Below are 17,419 nucleotides of genomic sequence, written 5' to 3' on the forward strand. Positions count from 1 at the left end.
TTGGTTAGGATGCAGGCGTCGAGGCGTTGGAGCGGGACATGGCGGTGAAGATCGGGGTCGCGCGGGAAACGGCGGCGGGCGAACGGCGCGTGGCGCTGACGCCCGAAACCTGCAGGAAGCTGGTGGCTGCCGGCGCGAGGCTGGACGTGGAGCGTGGCGCGGGTGCGTTGGCCCATTTCCCCGACCAGGCCTATGCGGACGCCGGCGCGACCCTGGTCGAGGATGCGGCGGCCGCGGTGGGCGACGCGGATCTCGTGCTTTGCGTGCAGCCTCCGGCACCCGACGCGCTCGCCCGGCTCAGGCAGGGCGCGACCATCGTCGGCATCCTCCAGCCACAGGCCGATGCCGCGCGCGGCGAGGCGATCGCGGCCCGTGGGCTGCTTGCATTCCCGCTCGAGCGGCTACCGCGCACCACCCGCGCGCAGGCGATGGACGTCCTCAGTTCGCAGGCCGGGATGGCCGGCTACAAGTCGGTGCTGATCGCCGCGCAGCTCGCGCCACGTTTCTTCCCGATGCTGACCACGGCGGCGGGAACCATCCGGCCGACCAAGGTGCTGGTGGTCGGTGCCGGCGTCGCGGGGTTGCAGGCGGTGGCGACCGCCCGGCGGCTGGGGGCGCAGGTCGAATGCTTCGACGTGCGGCCCGAGACCCGCGAGCAGATCGAATCCCTGGGCGGCAAGTTCCTCGACCTGGGCGTGAGTGCCGCGGGCGAGGGCGGTTATGCGCGCCAGCTCACCGACGAGGAGCGCGCCGAGCAGCAGGCGCGACTGGCGGAACATCTCAGGAACATCGACGTCATCGTCTGCACCGCCGCGGTGCCGGGGCGTCCCGCACCCAGGATCATCAGCGCCGCCATGGTCGACGGCATGAAACCCGGCAGCGTCGTGGTGGACCTGGCCGCCGAGACCGGTGGCAATTGCGAACTGACCCGGCCCGGCGAAACCATCGAGCACGGCGGGGTGGCCATCGCCGGCCCCTTGAACCTGGCCAGCAGCGGTGCGCTGCATGCCAGCGAGATGTATGCGCGCAACGTGTACAACTTCGTGTCTCTGCTGCTCCGGGAGGGCGAGCTCGTGTTCGACTGGGACGACGAGCTGCTGTCGAAGACCGTCTGGCCGGAGCGAGACGCCGCCGAAACCCGGGACGCGGGCGCAGCGCCGCCGGTGGCGGAGGGCGAGGCGGGCTGATCCCGCCCCTCAGCGGTCCTCGTCGCGCGGCGGGGGCGCGTTTTCCCGGACCCAGGCACGCCGCTGTTCCGGCGTCATGGCCCGCCAGCGTTCGCGCAGTTCGCGGCGCCCTGCCTCGTCCAGCGACCGCATCCGGCCGTAGAGCGCGCGCATCCCGGCCCTTTGTTCCGGGGTCATGTGGCGCCATCGCTTGACGCCCTGTCGCGCGTCGCGGCGCTGTTCCGGGGTCATCCGCTGCAGGTCGCGTGCGCGATCCAGCATGTGCTGCCGGTGTTCGGGGCGGGCGTTCCAGCGCTCGCGGATGGGCGCGACCAGCAATTCCCGCTGCTGCGGGCTCAGGCGGTCCCATTCCGGGAGCGAGGCTTCGCCGGTGGCCTGCGCGAGCGCGCCGTGCGAAGCCAGCACCAGCATCGACAGGAAGATTGGTGCGCAGAACGATCGTAGGCGGGATGGTTGCATGTCCTTACTCCATGGCCAGTGGCTGGACGTCAGTCGTGCCCAGCCAGAGATAGAAATCCGGATCTTCCTCGAGCGTGGCGACGGCCTCGTCGTAGGCGTTGCCGTTTGCGTCGGGGGCCGCGGCGATGCGGTCCGGCTGCGCGTCGCCGGGTGCGCGCACCGCGGGAGACAAGCCGATCGCGATCGCGAGCACCGCTGCGCCCGCTGCGGCCAGCGCCCAGCCGAAGGAGGGACGTGCGGGGCGCGTGGTGCCGTTCGTGGAGACCGCGCGGCGAACCCGCAGCTGCGCCAGCGTGCGTGCCGGCACGCGCGCCACGGCCTCGGCGTGGAGCCGGCGCGCGTAGCGGTCGATTTCATGGTCGGGGTGGGCAGGGGTGGTCATCGGAATGGCTCCAGTCGTTTCTTCAGCGCATCGCGGGCACGGGACAGGTGGGTCTTCACCGAGCCTTCGCTGCAGCCCATCACGCGTGCGGTGGTGGCCACGTCGAGTTCCTCCAGCACCCGCAGCCCGAAGGCTTCGCGTTGCCGGCGCGGCAGGTCTCGCAAGGCCTCCACCAGGGTCGCGTACGCCTCGCGGCTATCGTTCCGACGCGATGGGCCGGCTGCCATGTCGGCCCACTCGATGCCCTCGTGGCGACCGTCGCCGTCGCTGGCCAGCCACCCCAGGCGGAACGTGCGCCGGCGCTGGACGTCGATGATCCGGCTGCGCAGCACGGCCCAGAACAGCGGTGGCCATTCCGCGGACGGGCGGTCGCGGTAACCGAGCATCGCGACCATTGCATCCTGGACCGCGTCCTGGGCATCGGCGCGGTGGCGCAAACCAGCTTCGGCGAAGCGGAATGCGCGCGGGGCGATCGCGTCCAGGAACTGCTCCAGCGTGCGCGCTCCGGGCAGGGAGCCAGGGGCGTCCGCCACGGGCGCGTGCGATGGCAGGGCGGCGGCACTCACGTGTCGCAGCTTAACGCGGTGCCACCGCGACGGATGCGCGCGTCACCACGCCCCTGGACGCCGGTGCTTCCGGTGCCGGTCGAGGCGCGTGCCGAGCCGATCCAGGCGACGGTCGATGCGATCCCCCCGCCGGTCCAGCCGGGCATCGATGCGATCCCCGCGCAGGCCGAGGCGCCGCTCGATGCGGTCGCCCTTGCGATCCAGCCGAGCGGCCTGGCGGTGCCTGCCGGCGGCCTCGGCGCGGTCACTCAACCAGTCGTAGCGCCGATCGATGCGGTCGCCGCGCCGGTCGAGTCGATGCTCGATGCGGTCGCCGCGGCGATCCAGGCGGTGGTCGATGCGATCGCCCTGGCGGTCCAGGCGTTGCTCGACGTGGATTCCCGGGTCGTGGGCGCCCGCCGTGGAGGCGAACAGCAGCAAGGCGAGCGCCGCCAAGGGGGTGCGGGTCGGGTGGGTCTGTTTCATTGGATCCTCCGTGGGATTGCTTGTCGGTCCCGTGGCAGGAAAACGTCCCGCAAAGCCCGGGGTTGACCGGAGTGGCGACGTATTCAGGGCCGGTTATGATGCGGGCACTGCGCGGGAGGATGGCAATGGCTGACGGATTCGTGGCGCTCTACATCTTCATGCTGGCGGCCATCGCCGGCAACGTGATCATTTCCCGGGTGCCGGTGATCCTGCATACGCCGCTGATGTCGGGCAGCAACTTCATCCACGGGATCGTGCTGATCGGGGCCATGGTGGTGCTTGGACACGCCGACACCCCGCTGGAGAAGGTGATCGGGTTCATCGCGGTGCTGCTGGGCGCGGGGAACGCCGCCGGCGGCTACGTCGTGACCGAGCGCATGCTGGACATGTTCAAGTCCTCGAAGAAACCCACCGGGAAGGAGACCGCATCGTGAGCCTGGCGATGCCGGAGCTGCTGATGCTGCTGGTCAAGACCAGCTACCTGGTCGCCGCGGCGCTGTTCCTGCTCGGGCTGCAACGCATGGCCTCGCCGATGACGGCGCGCAGCGGCATCCGCTGGGCCGGTCTCGGCATGGTGATCGCGATCGTCGCCACTTTCCTGCTGCCCGGTTTGCACAACATCGGGTTGATCCTCGTCGCCGCCGGTGTTGGCACCGTGGTGGCATGGCTGTGGGGCAAGAAGGTGGCGATCACCGACATGCCGCAGATGGTGGCGCTGTTCAACGGCATGGGCGGCGGTTCGGCGGCCGCGATCGGCGGTGTCGAGCTGCTGAAGTTCTCCGCCGCCGGCGCGGCGCCGTCGATGGTAACCCTGGTGCTGGGCACGCTGGGTGCGCTGATCGGCTCGGTGTCGCTCTCGGGCTCGGTCATCGCCTGGGCCAAGCTCGACGGCCGCATGGACAAGCGCTACACCTTCCCCGGGCAGCAGGTCTTCAACGCCGGGGTGGCCCTGGCGGCAGTCGTGCTGGGCGGCCTGGCGATCCAGTCGCTCGGCGTACCGATGATCGTCGCGTTCTTCGTGGCGGCGCTGGCGCTGGGCATCCTGATGACGCTGCCTATCGGCGGCGCCGACATGCCGGTGGTGATCTCCCTGTACAACGCGCTCACTGGCCTGGCGGTGGCGTTCGAGGGCTACGTACTCGGCAACGAGGCCCTGATCATCGCCGGCATGATGGTCGGCGCGGCGGGCATGCTGCTGACGCGGCTAATGGCCAAGGCGATGAACCGCTCGATCCGAAGCGTGCTGTTCTCCAGCTTCGGCGGCGGCGGCGAGGCGCAGGCGATCGAAGGGTCGCAGAAGCCGATCGAGGCCGGCGACGTCGCCGCGATGATGGCCTTCGCCGAGCGGGTGGTCATCGTCCCCGGCTACGGCATGGCCGTGGCGCAGGCGCAGCACAAGATCTGGGAGCTGTCGCAGAAGCTGATCGACCGCGGGGTCAAGGTGAAATTCGCCATCCATCCCGTTGCCGGCCGCATGCCCGGGCACATGAACGTGCTGCTGGCCGAGGCGGGCGTGCCGTACGACCTGATCGCGGACATGGACGACGTCAACCCGGAGTTCCCCAACACCGACGTCGCCCTGGTGATCGGCGCCAACGACGTCGTCAATCCGGTGGCGAAGACCGACCCGGCCTCGCCGATCTACGGCATGCCGATCCTCGACGTGGTGAAGGCGAAGAACGCGATCGTCATCAAGCGCGGCAAGGGCACCGGCTTCGCCGGCATCGAGAACGCCCTGTTCTATGCCGACAATACCCGCATGCTCTACGGCGACGGCAGCGAGATGGCCAATGCGCTGGTGAGCGAACTCAAGGCCCTGGATGGCGGCGGCCACTGAGGCGCGCACCGGCGCCCCCGACGCTCAGCGCGAGACCACCGCCGCGACCACCAGCGACGCGCCGAACCACGCCAGGTCGATGCCGTCGTAGACCAGGGGGAACAGGGTGCGGGCCAGGTGGGGGCCCAGGTGCGACATCGATTCCCACGGCAGCAGTCCCAGTGGTGCCCCGGTGAGGGCCGCCAGCGTGCCCCACGCCGTCGCCACGATGGTCAGCGCGGTGACCAGGACGCCCGCCAGCGCCCGTCGCCAGCCACGGCGCACCCGGCCCAGGCGCAGCAGCAGCGCGATGTCCAGCGCCGCCACGATGCCCAGCCACGCGAAGGTCGCCCCGCGCGCGTAGGCCAGCAGGATCCAGGCCGAGGCGAAGCCGACACAGCCGAGCACCAGCAGCCAGGGCGCGAACCATGCGGCCTGGCGGGTCGAATCAACGCTCATCCGGCGGGCACCGTGTCCAGGGTCGCACAGGATACCGTTGGCGCCCCGGTACAATGACGACCTTGCGCGCCCGCCCGCCCGGCACCACGTCTCCTGCATGTACTCCCGCAACAGCGAACCCGTCCGCTTCGAACGCGACTGCGCCGCCGTCCTCGTCCCCCAGGGCGAGGAGGTGACCCTGCCTGCGGGAAGCATCGGCTACATCACCCAGGCACTGGGCGGCAGCTATACGGTGTTCCTGGAGGGAAACCTGTTCCGCATCGCCGGGCGCGACGCCGACGCCATCGGCAAGGAACCGCCGGCGCCGCTGGAGCTGGCGCCCGGTGCCGACGACGAGGCGGTCGAACAGCTGGTGTGGAAGCAGCTGCGCACGTGCTTCGACCCTGAAATCCCGATCAACGTGGTCGATCTCGGCCTGGTCTACGAGGCGGTGGTCAAGCATCGGGACGACGGCGACCGCGAGGTCGAGGTCAAGATGACCCTGACCGCGCCCGGTTGCGGCATGGGCGACATCCTGGTCGACGACGTCCGGAGCAAGCTTGAGATGATCCCCACCGTGGCCGAGGCCGACGTCGAGCTGGTCTTCGACCCGCCCTGGAACCGCACGATGATGTCCGAGGCTGCCCGCCTGGAAACCGGCATGTTGTAGGCGGCCCCGGGGTCCATGGGACATTCGGCGGGCATCGCCAACGTGTCGCGACCCCGTGCTGGGCGACGAACCGGCCAGGACCCACGTCGACCATACGGATGCGGCTGCGCGATCTGTGACAGTGCGCACGCGTTGGACCGCGATTGGTCCGCAGAACCTATTGCGTGAATTCGGCCCGGTCGACTAGCGTCGCTTTGCGGCGTGATCCGTCACGCCGTAATCCAGCCTGACGAAGCGCGAGCCGGTCCCCCACCTGGTTCGTCGGGGGCAGGTATTTGCCGCCTTTGCGGCCACAACCTCTGGGGGTAATTCTCGATGTCCGATCCATCCAATCGCGGGCTGCGCATGCATGCGCTCGCCGCGGCGACCGCGGTCGCGCTGTCGTCCATGTTCGTCCTCTCCGCATCCGCGGCAGAGCGCATCAACCTGACGGCGCTCGAGTCGTCGGGGCAGTACGACCGGTTCATCGTGAAGTACCGCGACGGCAGCGACGCACACGCCAGCGAGGCGGCATTGGCGGCGAAGCTGAAGCAGGCCGCGCGCGCGCTGCCGGCGCGTGCTTCGCAGAAGGCATTGGATGTCCAGCGCCTGCGGCGCATCGCCACCGGCGCGGACGTCGTGGAGACCAACCGGAAGCTGGACCGGGCCGAGGCAGAATCCCTGATGCGCGAGCTCGGCGCGGATCCGAGCGTCGAATACGTCGAGGTCGACCAGCTGATGCGGCCGGTCTTCACCCCCAACGACACCAACTTCAGCCAGCAGTACGGTTACGGCACCGGTGCCGGCGGCATTCGCGCCACCCAGGCCTGGGATTCGGCCACGGGCACGGGCGTGGTGGTCGCCGTGATCGACACCGGCAGCACCAACCACAGCGACCTCAACGCCAACATGCTGCCCGGCTACGACTTCATCAGCGACGCGGCGATGGCGCGCGACGGCAACGGGCGCGACTCCAACCCGAACGACGAAGGCGACTGGACCACGGGCGAGTGCGGTCCTGCCTCCGGCTCCAGCTGGCACGGCACCCACGTCGCCGGCACCGTGGCCGCGGTAACCAACAACGCGAAGGGCGTTGCGGGTACCGCGTTCAACGCCAAGGTCGTTCCCGTGCGCGTGCTCGGCAAATGCGGCGGCTACACCTCCGATATCGCCGACGCCATCATCTGGTCGTCCGGCGGAACCGTCAGCGGCGTGCCCGCCAATGCCAACCCCGCCGAAGTGATCAACATGAGCCTGGGCGGCTCGGGCACCTGCTCCAGCACCTACCAGAACGCCATCAACGGCGCGGTCGGCCGCGGAAGCACGGTGGTGGTCGCGGCAGGCAACAGCAACGTCAACGTCTCCGGCGCGGTGCCGGCCAACTGCCCGAACGTCGTCGCGGTGGCGGCCACCGACAGCAACGGGTCGCGTGCCAGCTTCTCCAACTACGGGACCGGCATCGACGTCTCGGGACCCGGCGTGGGGATCATGTCGACCCTCAACACCGGCAGCACCACGCCCGGTTCCGAGAGCTACGCGTCCTACAATGGCACCTCGATGGCGGCACCGCACGTGGCCGGCGTGGTCGCGCTGATGCAGTCGAAGGCGACGACCCCCAAGACGCCTGCGGAGATCGAGTCCCTGCTCAAGTCCACCGCGCGCGCGCTGCCGGGCACCTGCTCGGGCGGTTGCGGTGCGGGCATCGTCGATGCCAACGCGGCGGTCGCGGCCGTCAGCGGCGGCACGCCGCCGCCCACCGGCAACACCCTGACCAAGGGCGTGGCGGTCACCGGACTGACTGCATCCACGGGCAACTCGCTCAACTACACGATGACGGTGCCCGCCGGCTCGACCAACCTGACGTTCAACTCGTCGGGCGGCACGGGCGACTCGGACATGTACGTGAAATTCGGCAGCGCCCCGACCGACACGTCCTACGACTGCCGTCCCTACCTGAACGGGAACAACGAAAGCTGCACCTTCGCCAGCCCGCAGGCCGGCACCTGGCACGTCCGGCTCAAGGCCTACTCGACCTTCTCCGGGGTCAGCCTGGTGGGCGACTACGCCACGGGTGGCGGCTCGCAGGTCTACAGCAACGGGACCGACGTCAACATCCCGGACAACAACAGCACCGGCGTGACCAGCACGATCAGCGTCAGCGGCCGTAGCGGCAATGCCCCCAGCAACACGCAGGTGTACGTCAACATCGTGCACACCTACAAGGGCGACCTGGTGGTGGACCTGCTGGCACCGGACGGTTCGGTGTACAACCTGCACAACCGCAGCGGCGGCAGTGCCGACAACATCAACCAGACCTATACGGTGAACCTGTCGAGCGAGGCCATCAACGGCGCCTGGAAGCTGCGCGTCAAGGACCTGGCCGCGGCCGACGTGGGTTACATCAACAGCTGGTCGATCACCATGTAAGACGCAAGGGCTGCATGCCGTTGCATGAACCCCGGCTCCGGCCGGGGTTTTTTTTCGGCCCGTCCAGGCGCCGCGGGTTCCTCAACCGGCCGGTTCGAAGCGGTTGGCGTCGACGTTCTTGCGGACCTTGCCGGGGTCCCAGATGCGGCCGTTCATGGCGATGTAGACCCCCGGCGGAAGCGACTGCACCGCACCGACGGCGGTGCCGATGTTGAACTCGGCGTCCGAGCCGCGGAAGCGCGCCGGGTTGAGGGCGCCGGTGAGCACGATGGTCATGCCATCGATCGCCGCCAGGGCGCGGGCGGTGTCGACCATGCTGTCGGTGCCGTGGGTGACCAGCACGTGCCTCGCCTCCTGGGAGGCGATCGTCGCCCGGACCAGCTCGCGGTCCTCGGCGGTGATGTGCAGCGAGTCCTTGCGCAGGATCGGGATCACCCGGAAGCGGAACGCGACGCCCAGCTCCTCGAGGATGCGGCCGATCTGGGGTTCGCCGACCTGGTAATCGGACTTGTCGTCGAAATAGACCTTGTCGATGGTCCCGCCGGTGGTGATGACCAGCAGTTCTTCCATGGCGCGTTGAGGCATCGCGGTCTCCTTGGAGCGGTCTTGCCGCTGCGGGACGCCATTGTAAGAGCTGGCCGGCGGAGCCCAGTGGGGAGGGCGGCTGGCGTGCCCTGCCTGCACCCGAACGGCCGCGGTGGCGCCGCGGGCCCTTGGCGCGTCCCACGGCTGACGGAATCCGCTCGCTATCGGTCGCGTCGCCCGAAGCGCGCGTGGAGTCCCGGCCAGCTGGCCGCGACGATCACCAGCAACGAAAGTGCCACTTCGCCCAGCGCAAGCGCGCGTTCGCCGGGGCGGTCGTAGGCCAGCATCACGCCGTGCGAGAACCAGAACAGGCCCAGCACGCCGCTCCAGAACACCGCCGTGCGACTGCCGCGCAGGACACCTGCCAGCAGGAGGAGGGGTGGGCCCGCGAACACGGCGATCGCCGCCAGGGGTTGGGTGGCGTCATGGAACCAGGCGGTGAACAGGGCGATCAAAGCGGCCAGCCCCGCTGCAAGCAGCCGCTCCGAACGCCGGCGGGTCATCGCGGTGTCATCGCGACAGCAGGACCGCGAGGTTGGCCACGCGGCGGCCCAGGACGCGTGCCAGCACGGCCTCGTCCTCGGTCGGTTGCGGATCGTCGTCGCCGCCGGCGACATGGCTCGCGCCATAGGGCGTCCCGCCACTGCGGGTGCTGCTCAGCGCCGGTTCGGTGTACGGGATCCCGGCGATCACGCAACCGTGGTGCAGCAGCGGCAGCATCATCGACAGCAAGGTCGATTCCTGCCCCCCATGCATGGTCGCGGTGGAGGTGAAGACCGCGGCCGGCTTGCCGACGAGCGTGCCGCTGGCCCATTCGGCGCCGAGGCCGTCGATGAAGTGCTTCAACGGCGCGGCCATGTTGCCGAACCGGGTGGGACTGCCCAGCAGCAGGCCGGCGCACTCGGCGAGGTCCCGGCGTTCCACGTAGGGGGATCCGTCCTCCGGCACCTGGGGGGCGGCGGCCTGCGTGACCGCGGAGACCGGGGGCACGGTGCGCAGGCGCGCCGACATGCCATCGACCTCGCCGATGCCGCGCGCGACCTGGCGTGCAAGGCGGGCCACCGAACCGCCGCGGCTGTAATAAAGGACGAGGATGTCGGGCATGCGGTCTCCTGGAGTCACAGGATAGCCCGGCACCAACTTCGGTGGCGACGCGCGTCGCCCGGGGAGGGGGTGGGCCGGGCCTCGCGGTCGAAGACGGCCAATGGGTTACCCTCGCGGCGATGGAGCCATTGGACAGCCTTTACCGATGGACCGAGCGCGCGCGCGATCGCGCGCGTGCGTCCACCTTCGCCCGCTTCCTGTGGAAGCGCTTCGTCGCCGACCGGCTGTTCGAGGCGGCCGGTGCGCTGTCGTTCACCACCGTGTTCGCGCTGGTGCCACTGTCGATGGTGGTGTTCGGCGTGCTGTCGGCGTTTCCCGTGTTCGGCCGACTCAGCGACACGCTCAGCGACTACATCTTCGCCAACTTCGTGCCGAGCTCGGCCAGTGCGATCCAGGGCTACCTGCTCGAGTTCTCCCGGAACACCGGCCAGCTGACCGCGGTCGGCGTGATCGCCCTGGTGGTGTCCCTGCTAGTCACCCTGGTCAGCGTGGAGACCACCTTCAACCGCATCTGGCGGGTGAAATCGGCGCGGCCCAGGCTGTCGCGCTTCCTGGTGTACTGGACGGTGCTGACGCTGGGCACGCTGATGGCCGCCGCCAGCTTCGCGGTGTCCGCGCGCTTCTTCGCCCTTGGGATCTTCCAGAGCGTGTCCGGCCAGTGGCTGCAGGACGTGATGCTGCGCATGGCGCCGATCGCGATCGAATTGCTGGCCTTCGCCGCCATCTACCGCGTGGTGCCGCACCGCACCGTGCACTGGCGGCACGTGTTCGCCGGTGCCTTCCTCGCGGTGTTCATGCTGGAGCTGGCGAAGTGGGCGATCGGCCTGTACCTGGGCAGCTTCAACGCCTACCAGAAGATCTACGGCCAGCTGGCGATGGCGCCGATCTTCCTGTTGTGGGTCTACTTCAGCTGGGTGGCGATCCTGCTCGGTGCGTCGTTCGCGGCCTCCATGTCCGCGTTCCGGTACCAGCCCGCGAACATGCGCCTGCCGGAAGGCTACGAGCTGTACGGCATCGTGCGCATGCTCGGCCGCTTCGCCGAGGCGCGCCGCGCCGGCAAGGGGCTGCACAGCGACGACATCGAGTCCATGGAGCCGATGCTGACCGACGCGCTGGTGCAACAGCTGCTCGCCCAGTTCGAGTCCATCGACCTGGTGCGTCGCGCGGAGACCGGCGAGTGGCTGCTCGCCCGCGACCTCGACGAGGTGACGCTGGCGGAGATCTACCAAAGCGGCGGCCTGCGCATCCCCATCTCGGAGGCGCACCTACCCTGTCGCGACGATGCCCTGGGCAAGGTCGCCACCGAGGTGCTGGATGAATTGCGCATCCCGCTGCGCGAGCTGCTCAAGCGCCGCGTCGGGACCCTTTACGAACCGACCAAGGAATGAACATGCCGCTTCGCCTGCTCTGCCTCATCCTCTTGCCCATGATGCTCGCCGCGTGCCAGCGCGATGACGCGCCGCCGGTGCCCGATGCCTCCGTCGCGAACCTGGAAACAGCAACGACGAAAGCGGAGCCGGACCCCGCCGCGTCGCCGCGACAGGACTCGGGAAAGATCGTCGAAGCGGAGATCCCGACGCTCGAGCTGACCGCGCTGGATGGCAGCACGTATGACCTGGCCGCGCGCCGGGGAAAATGGGTGGTGGTGAACTTCTGGGCGACCTGGTGCGCGCCCTGCCTCAAGGAGATGCCCGAACTATCCGCGCTCGACGCCATGCGCGAACACGTCGAGGTCGTCGGCCTGGCGTACGAGGACATCGATCCGGAGGCGATGCGCGCGTTCCTCGAGAAGCACCCGGTGGTCTACCCGATCGTGCTGCTCGACGTGTACGACCCGCCGGCCGACTTCGCGAGCCCTCGCGGCCTGCCGATGACCTACCTGATCGCGCCCGACGGCAGGGTCGCGAAGAAATTCCTCGGGCCGGTCACGGCCATCGAGATCGAGACCGCCATCGCCGCCGCCGGAGGCCCGGAGGCGCCCAAGGCATGAGCGCCGCGCGCTTCTTCGTCAGTGGCCGGGTGCAGGGCGTGTTCTTCCGCGCGAGCACCCGCGCGCAGGCGCAGCAGCTAGGCTTGCGCGGACTTGCCAGGAACCTGGCGGATGGCCGCGTCGAAGTCGTCGCGGTGGGGGATGCGGACTCGCTCGATGCGCTGGAACGCTGGTTGCACGAAGGGTCGCCCAGGGCGCGCGTGGATCGCGTGCTGCGGGAGGAGGCGACGGGCCATGCGGTGGGCGAGGGGTTCTCGATCGCTTGAAGGGGTCTGCGTGTGGGAAAAGCAGCCACCCTGTCAGCCAGAGGCAGCATGTATGGTTTCGAACTGGTGGCAAGTGCCCGCGGCCCCGCGGGCAGGACGCCGAAAGGGGGTAAGTGATGCGTCGTGATTCCCGTGCCGGCCCGCGCTCTCCGGCTGCCCGAGCCGAGGCGTCCGGGCATGGATCGTCTTCCTTGAACGAATTCCTGTCCAGGCACCTGCCGCGCTGGATCCCCGATCCGTTCGTGTTCGCGCTGGTGCTGACCTTGCTGGTCGCGGCGCTGGCGATGGGCCTGACCGATGCCGGCTTGGGCGATGTCCTGGGACACTGGTACGACGGGTTCTGGCGGCTGCTGGAATTCGGCATGCAGATGGTGCTGTTGCTGGCGACCGGCTATGCCATCGCGCTGTCGCCGGTGGCGGGTGGATTGATCGACCGCCTCGCCCGCCTAGCCAGGACACCGGGCGCGGTGTACGCGCTCGTGCTGGTCGCGGGCGCCCTGTTCGGCCTGGTCAGCTGGGGCTGGGCCGTGCTCACGGCGGTGCTGGCGCGGGAACTGGCGCGGCGCACGTCTGGCGTCGACTACGCGTACCTGGTCGCATGCGTCTACCTGTCCAGCGGGTCCTGGGCCGGTGGATTGTCCAGCACGATCCCGTTGCTCATCGGGACCGAAGGCAACTTCCTGATCGAGTCCGGGGTGATCGACGGCGTGGTGCCGACGTCGGCCACGCTCGGCACCTGGGTGAACGCCGGCTACGTCGCGCTCTACCTGCTGCCCGTGCCCCTGCTGATGTTGTGGTTGCGTCCCGCGGCAGCGGCGGCGAAAGGCTTCGACGACCTGCGCGACGACGACGAGCAGGTCCCGCGGAGCGTCGAGGAGGAGGCCGAGCGCACGCGACTGGACGCCGCCTGCCTGTCGGACCGCCTCAACCACGACGCCTGGGTCCAGGGCATCGTGGCCATCGCCGCGACCTGGGTCGTCGTCCGCCATTTCGCGACCAACGGCTTCGCGCTTGACCTGAACATCATGATCTTCCTGTTCCTGGCGCTGGGGTTGCTGGCGCACCGCACGCCGATGCGGTTCGTGGTCGCGATGAAGCGCGCCTGTTCCAACATCTCCGGCATCGTCTTCCAGTACCCGTTCTATGCCGGGATCATGGGCATGATGATGTTCTCGGGCCTCGGCGCCATGATTTCGGAGTGGCTGGTGTCGCAGGCGACGGTGCAGACCTTGCCACTGGTCGCGCAGTTCAGCGGGGCGCTGGTGAACTTCGCGATCCCCTCGGCGGGCGGGGAATGGGCCGTCATCGGGCCGTCGTTGACGCAGGCCGCGCTCGACCTGGGCAGCGGACTGCCGGAGGCCGAACGCCAGGCGCTGGTCGCGCGCACCGCGCTCGCCGCGGCCTATGGCGAAACCTCGACCAACCTGCTGCAGCCGTTCTTCCTGCTGGTGATCCTGCCGGTGATGGGCGCCGGCGTTTCGATCCAGGCCCGGGACGTGATGGGCTACCTCGTCGTGCCGTTCCTGTTGATCTACGCAGTCACGGCGTTGCTGGTCGCGCTGCTGCCCTTGTAGGGGTGCCGGCAGACTCGTTCCGCCCGTGCCCGGCGAGACCGGGGCACGGCGCGGTCGGCGCGCTCAGCCGCGCTTCGAAGCACCGAAGGAAGGGATCGGCGGCAGGACCGCGAAGGTTTCCTTGCGCGGTTTGCCGCTAAGCCTGGGGAAGCGGGGCTTCTCGTCGGGCACGTGCACGTCCGGCAACCGGTCCAGCAGGTGCCGGATCAGGGTGAGCCGGCCCCGTTTCTGGTCGTTGAAGTCGACCAGGGTCCATGGCGCGTGGGGCGTGTGCGTGGCGGCGAGCATGGTTTCGCGCGCGCGGGTGTATTCGTCGTATTTCTGGCGAGCGGCCACGTCGATGGGCGAGAGCTTCCAGGCCTTGAGCGGGTCGTGCAGGCGCTCGGCGAAGCGTTCCTCCTGTCGTTCCTGGTCGGTGGCCAGCCAGTACTTGCACAGCAGGATGCCGTCGTCGACGAGCAGCTTCTCGAAGACCGGCGCCTGCGCGAGGAAGGCGGCGACCTGCGCCGCGTCGGCGAAGCCCATGACCTGCTCGACGCCGGCGCGGTTGTACCAGCTGCGGTCGAACAGCACGATCTCGCCCTCGCCGGGCAGGTGCGCGACGTAACGCTGGAAATACCATTGCCCCTGCTCGCGCTCGCTGGGCTTGGGCAGGGCGACAACGCGGACCTGGCGGGTGTCCAGGTGCTCGGTGATCGCATTGATCGTGCCGCCCTTGCCGGCGGTGTCGCGGCCCTCCAGCAGCACCGCGATGCGCTGGCCGGTGCGCCGCGCCCAGCGCGCCATGGCGACGAGTTCCAGCTGCATCGGTTCGAGCCGTTCTTCGTAGTCCTTGCGCTTGAGCTTGGCCATCGATCCGGGTTCCTCCACGGCGGGGTGCCTTTGCAGGGGGTGCGGTGCGCTATTTCCCGCCGCGCTTGCCGGCGGCCATCGCACGCGCCACTTCCAGCAGGGCGCCCTGCTGGCGCGTCCCGAGCCTGCGGTAGGCCTCGAGCAGGTCGTGCTCGCCCTTGGTGCGGGCGGGGTCGAAGGTGCTGGCCAGTTCGGCGAGCAGTGCGCCGACGGGCACGCCGAAAGTGCGCGCGAGGGCATCGAGCTGTTCGCGCGCCGGCGTCTTTTCGCCGCGCATCCACGCCGCGACCGTCGCCACGCCGGCGCGCGGGATGGCCGTCGCAATCTCGGCGGTGGTCAGGCCGCGGGCCCTGGCCAGCAGGCGCAAGGTCTGGTCGATGGCCATGGCGTCACTCCTCGAGCCGGGGGCGCAGCGCGGCGAGGTTGCAGGGCCGGGTGCGCGCATCCAGCTGGGCGCGGATGATCCGCTCCCAAGCGGTGCGGCAGGCCGAGGTCGAACCCGGCAGGCAGAACACGAAGGTGGCGTTGGCGAGCCCCGCGAAGGCGCGCGACTGCAACGACGAGGTCCCGATTTCCTCGAACGACAGCGCGCGGAAGATCTCGCCGAACCCGGGCATGGCCTTGTCGAGCAGCGGGGACAAGGCCTCGGGGGTGGAGTCGCGCCCGGTGAATCCCGTGCCGCCGGTGACCAGGATGCCGTCGACGCCGTCGTCTGCGATCCACGCGGAGACCTGCGCCCGCAGCCGGTACTTGTCGTCGGGCAACAGCGCACGGCCATGCAGGCGATGGCCCTCGGCCCGCAGGGCGTCGGCGAGGTAGTTGCCGGAGCTGTCGTCGCCTGGGCCGCGCGTATCCGACACGGTCAGCACGCAGAGCGAGAGCGGGATGAAAGCGGGCGCGTGGCTCATGCAGGCAGTCTAACGCCCGTCAGGAATCGAACGGGGCTGGCGGCAGTCCCTGGCGCTGGCGCGCGGCCATGCGTCCGACGATCTCGGCGAAGTCGCGCGCGAAGCCGTGCATGTCGAACAGGCCGGCGTCGGCCTTGCGGTCCAGCAGTCGCCGTCGCAAGGCCGCCAGCGCGGGCCGATCGTTGCCCAGTCTGGCCGCGAGTTCCACGTAGGCACGGTCGTCCCCGGCATTGAGCTCACCGAGGCCCAAGTGGTGGTTGAGGCTTCCGGCCACGCGCGCGGCGAACGTGTCGCCCGGTCGGGTGAGCACCGGGCAGCCCGCCCACAGCGCGTCCGACGCCGTGGTGTGCGCGTTGTAGGGATTGCTGTCCAGGAACAGGTCGGCAAGCTGGAGGCGTGCCAGGTAGGCGGCGTGGGGTTGCTTGGCCATGAACACCAGCCGGCGCGGCTCGATCCCTGCGTCGCGTGCCGCCTGTCGCAGGCGATCGTCGGCGTGGCCGGGGCCCGACAACAGCCACAGCACGCCGTCCGGCACGCGATGCAGGACGTCCAGCGCGCGCCGGAACGTCGCCGGGTTGGTCTTGTAGCTGTTGTTGAAACAGCAGAACACGACCGCACGCTCCGGCAGCCCGCATTCCGCGCGCGTCGGTGGCGCGGGCAGGGCGCGGGCGGTGTCCGAAGGCTGGAAGCAGCGCGGGAGCCGGGCGACGTGCTCGGAGAAGTGCGGTGCCAGCGATTCGGGCAGTACGAAGGCATCGGCCAGCACGTAGTCGATCCAGGGCGCGCCCGACGTCCCGGGGTAGGCCAGCCAGTTGACCTGCACCGGGGCCGGCCGCATGGCGAGCACGGCCGGCACGCCGCCGCCGCCCCAGCCGCGCAGGTCGAACAGCACGTCGATCCGCGCGTCCCGGATGCGCGCGGCGACCTGGGCGTGGGGCAGGGTGGCGACGTCGTGCAGCGTGGTCGCCTGCCCAAGACGCCGGCGCACCACGCTGCCGTCGTCGCCGTTCAACGCGAACAGGTGCGCATCGACGCCGCCGTGGCCGCGCAGCGCCTCGAAGAAAGCGACGGTCAGCAATCCGGTGGGATGCGCCCCGAAGCCGTTGGAAAGGAATCCCGCGCGCAAGGGCGAGCCTTCGCCCTGGACCGTCGTGGGCGGCATCGGCCGCACCTGCCGCGCTACCTGCGCCGCGCTCACGCGCGCGCATCGCAACTGCTCGGCGGCGGTGGCGTCCTCGCTGAGGAAGGCGAACGGCTCGACGGCGGCGTGGCCTTCGCGGACCGCCGCGCGGACCTGGGTCGAAAGCGCATCGAGATCGCGCCAATCGCACAGCTTGCGTCGCCACGCCAGCAGGTACGCGGCCAGCTGCGGCTCGCCCGGCGCCAGCGCATACGCGCGTGCGTAGGCGTCGCTCGCCGCTTCCGCTTCGCCGATGTCTTCCAGGACGTGCCCGAGCCAGACCGCGATCCCGGGGTGGTCGGGCGCATGGCGCGCCGCAGCGCGCAGGCTCCCGGCCGCCTCGGCATGGTCGCCCGACATCCACTGCGCGCGTCCCAGTCGAGCCAGGGCCTCCGGGTGACCGGGTGCGAGGGCCAGCGCACGTCGCGCGGCCGCCTCGCCGGCGCTGGCATCGCCGGCGTCGAGTTCGCATTCGGCCAACACGATCCAGGCCATGGCATTGTCGGGATCGCGCGCCGTCGCTTCGCGGGCGTCGTTGCGCGGGTCGTGTCCCGCCGGGCCGCGCTGCACG

The 17,419-nt window shown here is 69.8% G+C and carries 20 protein-coding genes and 2 pseudogenes; 10 read left to right on the top strand and 12 right to left on the bottom strand.

Going from position 1 to position 17,419, the window contains the following annotated elements:
* Window positions 1–38: 38 nt before the first annotated feature.
* The gene (locus ABD970_RS12120) at window positions 39–1,187 is read left to right on the top strand and encodes an NAD(P) transhydrogenase subunit alpha (RefSeq protein WP_345295785.1); all 1,149 of its coding nucleotides are present in this window, start codon (window positions 39–41) and stop codon (window positions 1,185–1,187) included.
* A 9-nt stretch (window positions 1,188–1,196) separates the two neighbouring features.
* On the opposite strand, the gene ABD970_RS12125 is transcribed toward ABD970_RS12120, so the two are convergent.
* The 4 genes from ABD970_RS12125 to ABD970_RS12140 are packed head-to-tail and all read right to left on the bottom strand — an operon-like array spanning window position 1,197 to window position 3,059.
* Window positions 1,197–1,646: a DUF3106 domain-containing protein gene (locus ABD970_RS12125; protein WP_345295786.1), complete on the bottom strand. Its 450-nt coding sequence runs from the start codon at window positions 1,644–1,646 to the stop codon at window positions 1,197–1,199.
* 4 nt (window positions 1,647–1,650) lie between these two features.
* Window positions 1,651–2,028, bottom strand: coding sequence for a hypothetical protein (locus tag ABD970_RS12130; RefSeq protein ID WP_345295787.1), 378 nt, complete (start codon window positions 2,026–2,028; stop codon window positions 1,651–1,653).
* Window positions 2,025–2,594, bottom strand: a complete 570-nt coding sequence (locus ABD970_RS12135; RefSeq protein ID WP_425563111.1) for an RNA polymerase sigma factor — start codon at window positions 2,592–2,594, stop codon at window positions 2,025–2,027. Before ABD970_RS12135 ends, ABD970_RS12130 begins: the two co-directional genes overlap by 4 nt.
* Before the next feature lie 42 nt (window positions 2,595–2,636).
* Window positions 2,637–3,059 (bottom strand): hypothetical protein, encoded by a 423-nt coding sequence (locus tag ABD970_RS12140; RefSeq protein WP_345295788.1) that lies wholly within the window; start codon window positions 3,057–3,059, stop codon window positions 2,637–2,639.
* Between the two features lie 125 nt (window positions 3,060–3,184).
* On the opposite strand from ABD970_RS12140, the gene ABD970_RS12145 reads away from it, so the two are divergent.
* A complete protein-coding gene (locus ABD970_RS12145) occupies window positions 3,185–3,493 on the top strand; it encodes an NAD(P) transhydrogenase subunit alpha part 2 (RefSeq protein WP_345295789.1) in 309 nt (102 codons plus the stop codon).
* Between the two features lie 8 nt (window positions 3,494–3,501).
* Window positions 3,502–4,896, top strand: coding sequence for an NAD(P)(+) transhydrogenase (Re/Si-specific) subunit beta (locus ABD970_RS12150; protein ID WP_425563112.1), 1,395 nt, complete (start codon window positions 3,502–3,504; stop codon window positions 4,894–4,896).
* Between the two features lie 24 nt (window positions 4,897–4,920).
* Here ABD970_RS12150 and ABD970_RS12155 read toward each other — a convergent pair whose 3' ends face one another.
* Entirely contained in the window at window positions 4,921–5,334 is a 414-nt protein-coding gene (locus ABD970_RS12155) for a hypothetical protein (RefSeq protein ID WP_345295791.1), read from the bottom strand.
* 97 nt (window positions 5,335–5,431) lie between these two features.
* On the opposite strand from ABD970_RS12155, the gene sufT reads away from it, so the two are divergent.
* From sufT to ABD970_RS12170, 3 genes and pseudogenes are all read left to right on the top strand, one after another.
* On the top strand, window positions 5,432–5,983 hold the full coding sequence (gene sufT / locus ABD970_RS12160) for a putative Fe-S cluster assembly protein SufT (protein WP_345295792.1): 552 nt from the start codon (window positions 5,432–5,434) through the stop codon (window positions 5,981–5,983).
* A 315-nt stretch (window positions 5,984–6,298) separates the two neighbouring features.
* Window positions 6,299–8,026: pseudogene (locus ABD970_RS12165) on the top strand (S8 family peptidase); the annotation flags it as partial.
* A gap of 132 nt (window positions 8,027–8,158) precedes the next feature.
* Window positions 8,159–8,389: pseudogene (locus ABD970_RS12170) on the top strand (proprotein convertase P-domain-containing protein); the annotation flags it as partial.
* Window positions 8,390–8,470: 81 nt separating this feature from the next.
* Here the strand turns inward: ABD970_RS12170 and ABD970_RS12175 are convergent.
* From ABD970_RS12175 to wrbA, 3 genes are all read right to left on the bottom strand, one after another.
* On the bottom strand, window positions 8,471–8,959 hold the full coding sequence (locus tag ABD970_RS12175; protein WP_345295821.1) for an asparaginase domain-containing protein: 489 nt from the start codon (window positions 8,957–8,959) through the stop codon (window positions 8,471–8,473).
* A 176-nt stretch (window positions 8,960–9,135) separates the two neighbouring features.
* Complete coding sequence (locus ABD970_RS12180; protein WP_345295793.1) at window positions 9,136–9,477, bottom strand: DUF2069 domain-containing protein; 342 nt, start codon at window positions 9,475–9,477, stop codon at window positions 9,136–9,138.
* A 7-nt stretch (window positions 9,478–9,484) separates the two neighbouring features.
* Window positions 9,485–10,078: an NAD(P)H:quinone oxidoreductase gene (gene wrbA, locus ABD970_RS12185; RefSeq protein ID WP_345295794.1), complete on the bottom strand. Its 594-nt coding sequence runs from the start codon at window positions 10,076–10,078 to the stop codon at window positions 9,485–9,487.
* 119 nt (window positions 10,079–10,197) lie between these two features.
* Here wrbA and ABD970_RS12190 point away from each other — a divergent pair, with 119 nt between their 5' ends.
* The 4 genes from ABD970_RS12190 (at window position 10,198) to ABD970_RS12205 (ending at window position 13,908) form a co-directional block, all read left to right on the top strand.
* Window positions 10,198–11,466, top strand: coding sequence for a YihY family inner membrane protein (locus ABD970_RS12190; protein ID WP_345295795.1), 1,269 nt, complete (start codon window positions 10,198–10,200; stop codon window positions 11,464–11,466).
* A 2-nt stretch (window positions 11,467–11,468) separates the two neighbouring features.
* A complete protein-coding gene (locus ABD970_RS12195; protein ID WP_345295796.1) occupies window positions 11,469–12,068 on the top strand; it encodes a TlpA family protein disulfide reductase in 600 nt (199 codons plus the stop codon).
* Window positions 12,065–12,334, top strand: coding sequence for an acylphosphatase (locus ABD970_RS12200; protein ID WP_345295797.1), 270 nt, complete (start codon window positions 12,065–12,067; stop codon window positions 12,332–12,334). The genes ABD970_RS12195 and ABD970_RS12200 overlap by 4 nt, the downstream gene beginning before the upstream one ends.
* A gap of 191 nt (window positions 12,335–12,525) precedes the next feature.
* The gene (locus ABD970_RS12205; protein WP_345295798.1) at window positions 12,526–13,908 is read left to right on the top strand and encodes a short-chain fatty acid transporter; all 1,383 of its coding nucleotides are present in this window, start codon (window positions 12,526–12,528) and stop codon (window positions 13,906–13,908) included.
* A 63-nt stretch (window positions 13,909–13,971) separates the two neighbouring features.
* Here the strand turns inward: ABD970_RS12205 and ppk2 are convergent, their stop codons facing one another.
* Genes ppk2 through ABD970_RS12225 form a run of 4 tightly spaced genes read right to left on the bottom strand, consistent with a single transcriptional unit; the run spans window position 13,972 to window position 17,418 of the window.
* Window positions 13,972–14,760, bottom strand: a complete 789-nt coding sequence (gene ppk2, locus ABD970_RS12210) for a polyphosphate kinase 2 (protein ID WP_345295799.1) — start codon at window positions 14,758–14,760, stop codon at window positions 13,972–13,974.
* Window positions 14,761–14,809: 49 nt separating this feature from the next.
* Window positions 14,810–15,145 carry a helix-turn-helix domain-containing protein gene (locus tag ABD970_RS12215; RefSeq protein ID WP_345295800.1) on the bottom strand — a complete coding sequence of 112 codons (336 nt, stop codon included), beginning with the start codon at window positions 15,143–15,145 and terminating at the stop codon, window positions 14,810–14,812.
* A 4-nt stretch (window positions 15,146–15,149) separates the two neighbouring features.
* Window positions 15,150–15,668, bottom strand: coding sequence for a molybdenum cofactor biosynthesis protein B (gene moaB, locus ABD970_RS12220; RefSeq protein ID WP_345295801.1), 519 nt, complete (start codon window positions 15,666–15,668; stop codon window positions 15,150–15,152).
* 19 nt (window positions 15,669–15,687) lie between these two features.
* Entirely contained in the window at window positions 15,688–17,418 is a 1,731-nt protein-coding gene (locus tag ABD970_RS12225; protein WP_345295822.1) for an O-linked N-acetylglucosamine transferase, SPINDLY family protein, read from the bottom strand.
* Window position 17,419: the final 1 nt, after the last annotated feature.

This window comes from Luteimonas vadosa, assembly GCF_039543545.1.
Classification (GTDB): domain Bacteria; phylum Pseudomonadota; class Gammaproteobacteria; order Xanthomonadales; family Xanthomonadaceae; genus Luteimonas; species Luteimonas vadosa.